Annotated in this window: 12 protein-coding genes; 6 read left to right on the forward strand and 6 right to left on the reverse strand. The window is 41.9% G+C overall.

What is annotated here, in order from left to right; genetic code table 11:
- Window positions 1–335 precede the first annotated feature (335 nt).
- Both D5I41_RS18320 and D5I41_RS18325 read left to right on the forward strand, forming a co-directional pair.
- A complete protein-coding gene (locus tag D5I41_RS18320; RefSeq protein WP_119011035.1) occupies window positions 336–1190 on the forward strand; it encodes a co-chaperone YbbN in 855 nt (284 codons plus the stop codon).
- A 249-nt stretch (window positions 1191–1439) separates the two neighbouring features.
- Complete coding sequence (locus D5I41_RS18325) at window positions 1440–1706, forward strand: type 2 periplasmic-binding domain-containing protein (protein WP_208639148.1); 267 nt, start codon at window positions 1440–1442, stop codon at window positions 1704–1706.
- Between the two features lie 307 nt (window positions 1707–2013).
- Here the strand turns inward: D5I41_RS18325 and D5I41_RS18330 are convergent, their stop codons facing one another.
- From D5I41_RS18330 to D5I41_RS18340, 3 genes are all read right to left on the reverse strand, one after another.
- Entirely contained in the window at window positions 2014–2595 is a 582-nt protein-coding gene (locus D5I41_RS18330; protein ID WP_119011037.1) for an outer membrane beta-barrel protein, read from the reverse strand.
- Window positions 2596–2864: 269 nt separating this feature from the next.
- On the reverse strand, window positions 2865–3446 hold the full coding sequence (locus D5I41_RS18335; RefSeq protein ID WP_119011038.1) for an outer membrane beta-barrel protein: 582 nt from the start codon (window positions 3444–3446) through the stop codon (window positions 2865–2867).
- A gap of 276 nt (window positions 3447–3722) precedes the next feature.
- Complete coding sequence (locus D5I41_RS18340; protein WP_119011039.1) at window positions 3723–4328, reverse strand: porin family protein; 606 nt, start codon at window positions 4326–4328, stop codon at window positions 3723–3725.
- Between the two features lie 288 nt (window positions 4329–4616).
- On the opposite strand from D5I41_RS18340, the gene D5I41_RS18345 reads away from it, so the two are divergent.
- The 3 genes from D5I41_RS18345 to D5I41_RS18355 all read left to right on the forward strand — a co-directional run bounded on the left by D5I41_RS18345 (window position 4617) and on the right by D5I41_RS18355 (window position 6668).
- Complete coding sequence (locus D5I41_RS18345; RefSeq protein WP_119011040.1) at window positions 4617–5042, forward strand: chlorhexidine efflux transporter; 426 nt, start codon at window positions 4617–4619, stop codon at window positions 5040–5042.
- Window positions 5043–5082: 40 nt separating this feature from the next.
- Window positions 5083–5550, forward strand: a complete 468-nt coding sequence (locus D5I41_RS18350; RefSeq protein ID WP_119011041.1) for a PACE efflux transporter — start codon at window positions 5083–5085, stop codon at window positions 5548–5550.
- Window positions 5551–5855: 305 nt separating this feature from the next.
- A complete protein-coding gene (locus D5I41_RS18355; RefSeq protein ID WP_119011042.1) occupies window positions 5856–6668 on the forward strand; it encodes a hypothetical protein in 813 nt (270 codons plus the stop codon).
- Window positions 6669–6822: 154 nt separating this feature from the next.
- Here the strand turns inward: D5I41_RS18355 and D5I41_RS18360 are convergent, their stop codons facing one another.
- On the reverse strand, window positions 6823–7710 hold the full coding sequence (locus tag D5I41_RS18360; RefSeq protein ID WP_119011043.1) for a LysR family transcriptional regulator: 888 nt from the start codon (window positions 7708–7710) through the stop codon (window positions 6823–6825).
- A gap of 187 nt (window positions 7711–7897) precedes the next feature.
- On the opposite strand from D5I41_RS18360, the gene D5I41_RS18365 reads away from it, so the two are divergent.
- A complete protein-coding gene (locus D5I41_RS18365) occupies window positions 7898–8983 on the forward strand; it encodes a linear amide C-N hydrolase (protein WP_119011044.1) in 1086 nt (361 codons plus the stop codon).
- A 957-nt stretch (window positions 8984–9940) separates the two neighbouring features.
- On the opposite strand, the gene D5I41_RS18370 is transcribed toward D5I41_RS18365, so the two are convergent.
- Both D5I41_RS18370 and D5I41_RS18375 read right to left on the reverse strand, forming a co-directional pair.
- A complete protein-coding gene (locus D5I41_RS18370; protein ID WP_119011045.1) occupies window positions 9941–10522 on the reverse strand; it encodes a porin family protein in 582 nt (193 codons plus the stop codon).
- 283 nt (window positions 10523–10805) lie between these two features.
- Window positions 10806–11384 carry an outer membrane beta-barrel protein gene (locus tag D5I41_RS18375; protein WP_119011046.1) on the reverse strand — a complete coding sequence of 193 codons (579 nt, stop codon included), beginning with the start codon at window positions 11382–11384 and terminating at the stop codon, window positions 10806–10808.
- Window positions 11385–11456 lie beyond the last annotated feature (72 nt).

Below are 11456 nucleotides of genomic sequence, written 5' to 3' on the forward strand. Positions count from 1 at the left end.
TTTCTTCAAAATCGTCGTTTCGCCATAAATTTGTAATAAAAGGTGTGCAAAATACCAACTGTTATGATTAATCATGTTTAAGTTTCAGAGGACAGCATGTCTTTAAACAAACTCAACTGGTTAAGTGTGGGGGTTGTGGTTCTTGTTTTAGTGCTATTTTAACCCTTACACTAACCAAGCCTACAGAAACTCAGGTTCGCTCCGTTAATTAATAAGATTAGCGAGAATGGCCTGAGTTTTTTGGTTTTCATAAACATACACCTTGAGATTGCCTAAAGTAACCCAATCTATAAGGTATTGTTATGCATACTCATCATTAGTCTAGGGACACATTCATGCCATCAGAATTCATCGTCGAAATGAACCAACAAAACTTCCAACAGATCTTGGAAGGCTCAATGAACACACCCGTTGTGGTCTACTTTTGGGCGCCGATGAGTCAAGAAAGCGCTGATCTTGTTCCACAAATCCAGCAACTTGCGCAGCAATACGCGGGCGCCTTTACCCTAGCCCTGCTCAACTGCGAGCAAGAGCAGCAAATTGCGGGACAGTTTGGTATTCAAGCGCTGCCAACTATCGCATTGTTTAGTCAAGGCCAAGCCATTGATGGATTAGGTGGGCCGCAGCCAATTCAAGCCATTGAGGCTATGCTACAAAAACACCTGCCAAGCCAAGATGAGCTTAATCTACAAAAAGCATTGAGCTTGATGTCAGAGCAGCAATACACAGAAGCTCTTGTTCTGTTTGGCTCTTTACCTGAGGAGTTGCAAAATAAGGGTGAAGTAAAACTGGCTAAAGCTGATTGCCTAATCGCGACCGCCCAATTTAGCGAAGCTGAAGCTGTGCTTTCTCATATCCCGCTAGAGTATCAAGACAACTACTACAAAGGATTGATGGCGAAGTTAGAGCTTCACGCTCAAGCTGCAAACAGCCCAGAGATACAAGCCTTAGAAACTCAGCTAGCTAATGATACCGAGAATGCAAAAATCGCCAACGAATTGGCGCTGCAATACCATGAAGTCAACCGTAGCGATGAAGCCCTTGAGCTATTGTGGTCGTTTATCTCTAAAGACCTAGGTGCATTAGACGGTGAGATGCGAAAAACCTTTATGGATGTGCTCTCTGCACTAGGTCAAGAAAACACGATCGCTAAGCAATACCGACGCCAGCTTTACTCCATTCTTTATTAATGGAGTGATTGAGCCCTGCTTAGGGCAATCCGAACACACCATGTATCAAGAATAAAAAAGACTGTCACTATGTATGGCAGTCTTTATTCGTTTATCCATAACACGGTTACTCGGCAATAACTAAGGCATCCAACCTATAAGCTGGACTAACACCTGCCAATTACTCTGTTTTCCTATGTCAGCGTAAGATTCACTCACTTTCTAACGCAACCAGAGTTATCAAGACAGTTCCCTGAACTCAAGATAAATATGATGGATATGGAGGATATACATGGCTTGGCACCCAATGATTCAAATACGGCAGATATCATCATTGCACCGGCAAAACTTCATCAACGCGGGGGCTATGAGTCACAGTTTATAGAACAGATTAAGTGGCGATTTGTTGTTGTCCCATCTCATCCCTTGGCACAAAAACAAGCCGAACTTTCAAGACATGATCTTCTTTCGCACGTGCAACTCATCCCCCAAGTAAGCGGCTTTGCTGACGCCGATCTTGTGGAATCACTGCGCTAAAGCACAAACTTGATTCACTGCTCGCAGTTTTATCATTTACAGTCGTTGCTGTTACAAGGCGTTGGGTTTTGTCTTTTGCCAGAACCACTCTCTCAACCCCTTATAGAAGCTACTGCTGTAACAGAACTAAGAGTAGATTTTGATGGCAACCAAATGCTATGGCCTATAGAGATAGCATGGTCTCCATCACTTGGGCCAGCAGGGAGTTGGTTTATAGAGCAGTTTATTGATTTCTAACGAGTTCACAAACTAACCAGATAATCATACACAATAAAATAGGCGCTCCTCTTCAGAAGCGAAGATCTATTTAGAAACGATAACCTACTGTAATTCTACCCTCAGTCACTAGATCGAGCTTGGCGGAGAGACCTTTTCCTTTATCGGTAAAATCAGTCGATTGAATACGACCGTCAAAATAGACACCATTATCTAATATCGTTCGTACCCCTATCGCACCTCGACCTGTTTTAGCGTAGTTGTTTTCGCCTAGCATTTTGCTTGTGTCTTTATCAAATGTGACAACACCGACGGCTACATAAGGCTTAACCAAAGTATCACCATCAAACGAAAAGGTGTAGCCAAGCTCCGCTTCAAGAGCAAGTTCATAGATAGTGCCCTTACTCTGATTCGAGTTACTCTTTGAAGTTGACTTGAAGCCGGTACCAGCTCCCTTAACATTAAAAGCAAATATATCATTGAAATCGTACCCCAACTCTAGACTAATTGAAGGGTCTGTACTGATACTCATTTGTGAATTATCGATATCCTGCAATGAATAGTCTCCAATGCCAGTGCCCAAACCACCGCCAACGCGCAAACCAAGATAATCAGCGGAAATTGCAGTAGAAGAAGCCAAGATCAAAGCTGAAGCTAGAACATATTTTTTCATGGTACCTTACCTCGTGAATCTGAAAGAACTCCTTTTGCTTATTACCAGTCCGGTTTGGTTTATCGAGATAATTTACCCTTACAAAGGCGATACTATAAATTAATACCTATCTTGATTTTCTATAGTTCGAATAAGGACATTGAGAGTGTTAAGTTCGTTGTCAGCTGCCTGAGCCTAATAGATATCCCAATAAACAGACATAAAAAAGCCTCCACTAAGGAGGCCTAATTCGTCAAGATAGCGCTATTCTTAACTCGCTATCAAGCGCTCTAAAATTTATAACCCACTGTAAGCATGGCCTGGGTCAGCAGGTGATCCTTACTATTAAACTTCTCAGGTTTCGGGGTAAGATCGGTAGCTTGTAGGCGCCCATCAAAATACAGCCCGCTGTCCAAAGTCATTCGTGCGCCTAGTGCTCCACGTGTTCGTATTGCATGTGTGCCACTCTCACCCAAACCTGAGCTTGTGGTGGAATCAAAAGCCACTGCGCCTAAAGCCGCATAAGGCTTAATTGAAAAACCTTTATCTGTTACAAAGGTATAGCCAGCCTCACCCTCAACGGTAAGATCCCAGGTTGGACGATAATTTTTAGGATTATCACCATAATCCGTATAGGTAGTCACATTGCCCTTTACATTCAAAGCAAAGATTTCATTGAAGTCATAACCTGCTTCTAAGATGAAAACGGGATCAGCAGACACGCTACGACTCTCACCTAAACCATGTATCTGATATTTTCCAACATCGCTACCAAAACCACCCCCAATACGAAAACCTGAATGATCATCCGTAGAGGCGAAAGAAGAGGCTGACATAATTGCCAGAGTTGATGCTAATAGTAATTTTTTCATTGAATTGCCGAGTAAATAGTTTAAACACCTCCCTTTTTCCACTGCCCGTCCTGTTGGCTAGGCGTGAATTTACATTAGATAAATTAATTGTAGAAAATAGCTACTATGCAAATTTCCCATAGGTTAGTCGGTGCTTAATATTCAATTTGCAGAGGGCACTGACAAAGTTCTTTGTTCGTTGCTAATACCAGCAAACAAAAAAGCCCCCTTGCGGGGGCCCTAGTTAGGCGAGGTAATCGCCTAAATTAAAATGCACATATCAATACAATGATTGAATTAGAACTTGTAGCCCACAGTCACTAAGCCTTGAGTTAACAGATCATATTTTGCGTCAAAATCACCGCTTTTCGGTGAAAAGTCCGTTGCCTGAACTCGACCATCGACATAAATACCATTGTCTAACGTCATACGAACACCCAGCGCACCGCGCGCCTTAATTGCGTTCTTGTCATTACCATCTTCAAGTTGGAAATATTCCGTCGTATCTTTATCGTAACCCACCGCACCTACTGCTAGGTATGGTTTGATTGAAGTAGAACGGTCAAGCTTAAATGTGTAACCTGCTTCAGCCTCTACAGCCAGGTCGTAAGTAGTGCCTAGATTGTATGATTTGCCTCTGCTTCTTCTCGAATTTCCATAAATTTTATTGCCAGTAGCAGACCCTTTGACATTGATAGCAAAGATATCGTTAAAGTCATAACCGGCTTCAAGGACCACGGTTGGGTCGGCTTCAACGGAATGGCGGCCGCTAGATTTCCTAGGTTGATGATTGCCAAAATCTGTACCAAAACCACCACCAACACGGAAGCCTGAACTGTCGTTCGCAGCAAAAGAAGGCGCAGATAGTAGAACAAGCGTTGACGCTAAAAGTATTTTTTTCATGTTTGATTACCTCATAAAACTACAAATACCTCCATGTAGTTCTTTACCAATCCGTTTGGCTTGAGGCGAAATTTACGCAAGTATGTCCAATAGATAAAAATAAATTTCATCTATAAAATCGATAGGTAAGGTTTTTAATGCGACAGCGAATAGCAGCAAACGGTACTTCCTATATATAAATAGAGAGAGAAAGAGAGAGCATTTCAATCCATCTATTTTGACGATACTTATTCATTGTACCTATTCCCTTTAGCACTAGATAATAGCGCCATCAACGAGGAGATAGTCATGAACCAACAAACCGACACTCAACCAATACGTCCACTAAAAAGCAGACTGCTGCGAGCACTTACTCTAGAAGGTGGGATCTTGCTGTTAGTGGTACCTGTGTTCATTGACGATTTCGCAGATATCAACCTAGTCAGTGGCAAAATACTGCTACTCATTACTGCCGCCATCGTTTGGAATGCTGCCTATAGCTTTGGTTTCGATACCTATCTATGGAAATGGCGACGTAGTTTAGAGAAAACAGCGAAGTGTCGTTTTGTGTATGCACTACTGTTCCAACTAGGACTGCTTGTTATTTCAGCGCCTATATTCTTTTCTATGCTCGACTCTTCATTCTGGCAAGTCATGTCCGCTGACTTATGGTTTAGCGTTCTTGTATTTGCTTACACCTATTTTACTAATGCTCTTTACGATAAGTTTTGCTAGGCCAACTTAAAGTTACTAACGATTAGATGAGAGATATATTATGAATACTAACAATATTAAAACCAATCGTTCTTTGATGGACAGAATTCGTCACACTATCTTTTTTGAAGTTGGGTTAATTGTGACTTTAATACCTATTGGCATGATGTTTATCCCAGGTGCTAGCCATCATGTAGGTATTCTTGCTATGGCGATGTCACTACTTGCGATGGCATGGAATATGTTATTTAACTTCTTATTTGATCGACACCTGAGTAAAACACAAGGACACTGTAAAAAAACCTCAAAGCAAAGAATCATGCATGCAATTTTGTTTGAACTTGGTTTAATTACTGTCACAGTTCCAGTACTTGCCTTGAGCTTAAATTTGACCTTCATTGAAGCTTTTATCGCGGATATTGGCTTTGTCATTTATGCTTTGATTTACTCGGCTGTATTTAACCTTATTTATGACCGCCTATTTCCAATCAGCACAACTCCATTTCAACCGATATGTACTGTAAATTAAGTCACTCCTGTAAACGAGGCGCTAGTCAGCGCCTCATTTTCCCCTCTACCAGTCCTCTGCAACCCCAACTCCCAACCGGCCCAGACAGTTAGGCCTCAGCTAACAACTCTACAAGTAACTAACCTCCCTACATACTAAATCCACTCGATCTTCTCACCTTCTTTTCTCACTCTTCAATCTATCTACAATAGCGATACTTACTCATTCTAATTATCGGGACTTGCGCTGTAATATCTGCTTACAAACTCGCATATGGCTAACAAGCTAAAGCGTACACTCAGCAAATTGAACGGTAGCAAGCGAAGATGAAAAAGCTCAAACTATGTTTAATCACAGCAAGTATACTGACAAGTAGCGTTTATGCTGGCGACCTTTCTGTTACCCTTGGCGGCGTGTACAACTCTGCGAACAGTACTGCATCTCTGGGTGTTCCCATCCTTGGTGCTAAATTGAAACTCGATGCCGAAAGTCACCTAGATTTAGATGAAAAAAACCTCTCACCTTATGTAAAGATTGAGTACCAGTTCGATAGTGGGAATAGTGTCTATGCAGATTGGCGTTCATTGCATCGTAATGCTCGCACCACTGTATCCAGTGATCCAATCAAGATCCTCGATGGTAAGTTTAAGGCGAGCGCAACCTTAGACCTAAATCTAGATATAGACATCGCTCGCATTGGCTATGCTCATCGCATCATATCTACGGATAACTTTAATCTAGACGCAATGTTGGGCCTGCATCTAATGCAAATATCGGGGCAAGGTGGCATCAGCGCTAATATCAATGAAGGCGGTCAAGACTGGCTGAGTTTTAATACCAAAGGTAAGAAAAACACCCTTGCCCCTATGCCAAACGTAGGCGTTAGGGGAAACTATCAACTGACTCAAAATCTAGGGCTGACATCTCACTTAGAAGCCTTTATGCTGTCTACTCGACTGTTTGACGGCCATTTAATTGATTTTAATGTCGGGGCATATTATCAAATAACAGACTCGCTGATTTTTAATGCCTCATATAACCATTATGAGATAGGCGCTGAGTATGGCGATTCATTATTAAATGCTAATGTCGGCATTGACTTTAGCGGTCCAATGCTCTCACTACAATATACTTTCTAATATTTTACTTAATAGTATTTACAGATAATATTTTATTGCTCTGCTTTATAGTGCTTCTGACTATTAATATTTCTCTAAAAGACTATTTTATTATCATTTGATGACTTCATGGTAAAATATCAGAACGATTATTAAATAGAATTTTAATAACCAGTTATCTATCTGGAAATTTTGCCAGTTCACCAATAATAAAATCCATCGCAGCATTAGTTGGTTTTGCAGAAAGCCAACTAATTTCTGTCGACCATCGGTTAGAGCGGATAGATTCAGTAGGGTTGACGTAAAAATGCTCAATCTCGCCCTTTTCTATTGCATCCTGGCAAAGAAATTTTGGAAGCATTGCCCACGAAGTAATCTGTTTCAACAGTTCAATCGTTCCCCCAAGGCTATTGCTATAGATCATTCTCGAACTTAAATTATGTGTATCTTCACGTGCAACCTGCTTCATAAACAAAGCCGAAATTTGCAGTTTACCTCGCAGTTCTGCTAAGGGTATCACTTTATTTTCGAAGTGCAGTTTAGGGGAAGAAACGAAAGCAACATCAAACGAATATCCATCTGCAATAGTCAGCTCGTGGTGACCACTAAAGAGTGAAATACCAAATCCTATATCAGCCTGCTCGCTCAGAACATGACTCCTTACTTGCATAGGATCAACGGCGATAACTTTAAGGTTCAACGCTGGAAACCTATCGATCAATCGAGCAACTATTTTGCTGACCCCACTATCCATTAGATCACTATCTACGGCTATGGTAAATGAGGATGGTAACCCCTCGAGCAAGCTATTAGCTTTTACATCAAGTAAATCACATTCCCTGATAACTGATTGAGCATAACGGTAAATTTCGACTCCTTGCTGTGTGATCTCAAGTGAGCGCGGCTTACGCACAAATAGATCCATACCCAATTCAGACTCGAGATTCGCTATCAATCCGCTCACTGTCGAAGTGTGCTTTCCCAAACGAATACTCGCTTGCTTAAAGCTTCCTTTCTCAACAGTTTCAACAAAAGCTGTCAGCTGCTCCAACGTCATCGCCATATCGTTCGCTCCAGATCTCAACCTAATGAAGGAAAGCCTAAGAGAGGGATAACCCCACTCTTGGCGCAGTTAACATTCTAGTATGCCTACCTCATAATTCAATCATCAACTGGCGGGATAACCAACATAATTTGTTGGAAGCCACCTGAATTCACTCTTAATACAACCATTAAATAGGTATGAACTCATGAAGAACTTTAAACTAAACAAACTAGCCATCGCTGCAATCGCTGCTGCTTCAATCGCATCTGTAACCACTACAGCAAGCGCGTGCTCACGTCTTATCATGGACGGTGGTGAGACTCACGGTGTAACTGTTGCTCGTTCTTTTGACTGGGGTGGCTCTGAACTACAATCCATCGCAAAAGCTTACCCTTCGGGCGTAGCTGTAGAAGCTTACAATGTACCAGAGTACAAAAACCCTGCATCTTGGACAGTAAAACACCATACCGTCGATTACGTGGAAGTAGAAACGTTCCATAGTACGTCAGGTGAGGCCGTTAACGATAAAGGTCTATCGGCTTCTATCCTTTACCAAAACCCATCGGTTGAATTTGTAAAGGACGCAGCAGACAACGGCGCACCAGCGGTACATATGTCGCAAATCGTAAACTACTTGGCCACTCAATTTGCTACTGTTGACGAAGCAGTAAAAGCATTCGAAGCAGGTGAGTTCCAAACTGCTTGGAAAACCGGCATTGGAGGCCACCAACACGGTTTCCACTTCTCGGTGCAAGACAAGTCTGGTGACATCGCATTATTCCAGTTGAACGAAGGCGGTAAGATGGTTGTTCACCGTGGTGACATCAGCAGTGACCTGCGTGTAATGGCTAACATGCCATTGCGCCAAGACATCCTTGCTCACGCTGAAAATTTTGACCTAAGCAACGCTGAAACACTACCTAGCGATATCAGCTCCCCATCTCGTTACCTGCGTGGTTACCATGTCACTGCAAATGCGAAACTAGATCCAAAAGCAGACTGGGTGGATACTCGCGGTAAAATGAAAGGGTTTTTCGACTACGGTAACAAGGTTCCCCAGGAGCTAATTGACCCAACAAACGATACGTCATACGCAACTTGGGAGACCTACATCTACAACCTAGAGACCGGTAATACAACTTACTACAATGAAGGCAATGGGTCGCAAATAGACATCAACTTTGCAGAAACAACAGCCTTTGCTAAGACCATGTGTGCAGATATCTTCAAGCAAGCTCGCTCTGCTGAGAAGATCAGTTGGGAAGAGTGTAATACCAATCGTACTAAATAACTGGTCATCCTAGCTTGTTAAAATACTCGATGACTGCGTTAGAATTTATGATTGTAGAATAACTACTTATCGAAAAATTCTGCCTTGTCCTCGAGAATTTTTCCTACGCTATTTCTGATCACTTACTTAGTGTGATTGGTATAAATAACCCAAAAAGGAATAATAGCTTGTGCGGCTAAGTAAACTATCTAGCTCAATGTATCCTTTCTAGAATACCTTGAGCCCTTTCTAAAAAGCCAACAGAGTTAACTGTTGGCTTTTTTCACGTAGCGTAATCTAACACGCTATCACCAGTAAAATAGCCCCTCACTACCCGCTCCATTTCATTACCGTGCTTATCACTATCAAGACACAATACTCGTGTCAGCATTCCGTCAGCTCTAGCCAATGCATATTGGTATCCATTTTACTCATCTATTATTGGATAGCTTAATGGCATCTCTCTTCAATCTGCGTTGTACGAACAACATTAACTAACCTCGGCCTTAGGTATGGACATTCGCCCCTCTATATCACTATAAAAGTACCTCTTTATAACTTATCAAGATGCCCTACCTCCGCGTTACTGATGTTTCGAAGAGGTTATTGTCTATGATTTCTGGCAACAGCTAACCACCAGAGAGGGGAATGTAGAGCCTATCATTCGTTAAGCCCTTACACTGCGTGCAGCCTGTATATAGAAGGGTTAGAGTCAGTTTAAAGGAACAGAATGAACTTTGTTGGCTCAAATAGCTCAGTGTTGATAACAAGCCATACGATAACTTAAAGTTTTAATAGATATGTAATCACGCTGAGTGTGTTTAGAGAAGGTGTAGCTTAGGGTCATCATCGTCTCATCTCAATGTATAAATACATGTCGGTAAGAAACGCCATCCACAAAAAAGCCCCCTTTCGGGGGCCCTAGTTAGGCGAGGTAATCGCCTAAATTAAGATGCTCATATCAACGAAAGAGTTGAGTTAGAACTTATAACCAACGGTAACCATACCTTGAGTTAGCAAGTCATCTTTAGCATTGAATGTTTTGCCTTTTTCAGAAAAGTCTGTTGCTTGGAGGCGACCATCGACGTACACACCATTATCAAAGGTCATGCGAGCACCTAAAGCACCACGTGCTTGGACTGCATTTTTACTGTCACTCAACCATGCGCTAGTATCTTTGTCATACGCAACTGCGCCCAACGCAACATAAGGCTTGATTGATGTGCCACCATCTGTAACGAATGTATAGCCTGCTTCTGCTTCTACTGCTAGATCGTAAGTTGTATAAAGATTTTGGCCATTGCGCCCACGTCGGTTTGTAGCTTTTGTGCCAGTACCAGAGCCCTTAACATTAATCGCAAAAATGCTATTGAAGTCATAACCAGCTTCTAGCACTACTGTAGGATCAGTTTCAATCTTACCTTCGCTAGAGTTTCTTTGTTTATAGCTGCCAACATCCGTACCAAAACCACCACCGACGCGAAAGCCCGACTGATCGTCTGCAGCGAAAGAAGAAGCAGACATTAGTGCAAGAGTTGAAGCTAGAATTAATTTTTTCATGTTTAATTACCTCGTTAAAATTTAATTACCTCCATTTGATTTGTTGCCAGTCCTGTTTGGCTTGAGGTGTAATTTACGCGAGCATGGCAAATAGGTAAAAATAGTTAGTATTAACTTATTAGATAGGTAGGGGTGTTTTTGTGAAGCTAATCAACATTAAAAATCAATCTCCGCAATGGTTAATTAGGTTTTCATTTTGTTTGGGCAATAAAAAACCCCAATAATTGATATCCAACTATTGGGGTGGTTTTATATACCATTTTATCGCTCTAAATTACTACTCTTAGAATTTATAGCCGATGGTGACTAAACCTTGAGTTAACAAATCTTCTTTACCCGAAAGCTTGCCATCATAGGCAACATTGGTTGCCTGAACGCGGCCATCGAGATAGAGCTTATTATCTATCGAAACTCTGAGTCCAATTGTGCCACGGCCACGCACGTCACTCCCGCCATCATTACCAGTAAAAAGAAGGTTCGCCTGCTTGTTATAATAAACACCCCCTAGGGCAACATACGGCTTAATGGTAAACCCACGCTCAGTTACCTTGGTATAACCGACTTCACCTGCCACAGCCACCTCGTAGGCGGTATCTATATACTGGGGTTTCTGTTTACCACGATCCCACTTAAAGCCCGTTGCAGCACCGGTGACATTTATGGCAAAGATGTCGTTAAAATCATAACCAAGATCAACAATGACCGAAGGATCGGAGTCAAAGCCTGTCACTTTATCTTCTAGTTTGAACATGCCCATGTCTGAGGCTAAGCCTGCACCAACACGCAAGCCTGAATGATCCATTCCAGCTATTGAAGAACTGGAAATCAACAAAAGCATTGATGCAAATAGTCTATTCTTCATGTCTTTATTCTCAATACAAAAAAGCCCCCTTGCGGGGGCCCTAGTTAGGCGAGGTAATCGCCTAAATTAAGA

The organism is Vibrio superstes (genome assembly GCF_003569005.1).
Lineage (GTDB): Bacteria > Pseudomonadota > Gammaproteobacteria > Enterobacterales > Vibrionaceae > Vibrio > Vibrio superstes.

Excerpts from the sequence above, each read along its gene's own strand:
- D5I41_RS18360 (WP_119011043.1), bottom strand. The coding sequence starts at position 7,710 with ATGGCGATGACGTTGGAGCAGCTGACAGCTTTTGTTGAAACTGTTGAG.
- D5I41_RS18355 (WP_119011042.1), top strand. The coding sequence starts at position 5,856 with ATGAAAAAGCTCAAACTATGTTTAATCACAGCAAGTATACTGACAAGT.
- D5I41_RS18320 (WP_119011035.1), top strand. The coding sequence starts at position 336 with ATGCCATCAGAATTCATCGTCGAAATGAACCAACAAAACTTCCAACAG.
- D5I41_RS18375 (WP_119011046.1), bottom strand. The coding sequence starts at position 11,384 with ATGAAGAATAGACTATTTGCATCAATGCTTTTGTTGATTTCCAGTTCT.
- D5I41_RS18345 (WP_119011040.1), top strand. The coding sequence starts at position 4,617 with ATGAACCAACAAACCGACACTCAACCAATACGTCCACTAAAAAGCAGA.
- D5I41_RS18340 (WP_119011039.1), bottom strand. The coding sequence starts at position 4,328 with ATGAAAAAAATACTTTTAGCGTCAACGCTTGTTCTACTATCTGCGCCT.
- D5I41_RS18370 (WP_119011045.1), bottom strand. The coding sequence starts at position 10,522 with ATGAAAAAATTAATTCTAGCTTCAACTCTTGCACTAATGTCTGCTTCT.
- D5I41_RS18350 (WP_119011041.1), top strand. The coding sequence starts at position 5,083 with ATGAATACTAACAATATTAAAACCAATCGTTCTTTGATGGACAGAATT.
- D5I41_RS18330 (WP_119011037.1), bottom strand. The coding sequence starts at position 2,595 with ATGAAAAAATATGTTCTAGCTTCAGCTTTGATCTTGGCTTCTTCTACT.
- D5I41_RS18335 (WP_119011038.1), bottom strand. The coding sequence starts at position 3,446 with ATGAAAAAATTACTATTAGCATCAACTCTGGCAATTATGTCAGCCTCT.
- D5I41_RS18365 (WP_119011044.1), top strand. The coding sequence starts at position 7,898 with ATGAAGAACTTTAAACTAAACAAACTAGCCATCGCTGCAATCGCTGCT.
- D5I41_RS18325 (WP_208639148.1), top strand. The coding sequence starts at position 1,440 with ATGATGGATATGGAGGATATACATGGCTTGGCACCCAATGATTCAAAT.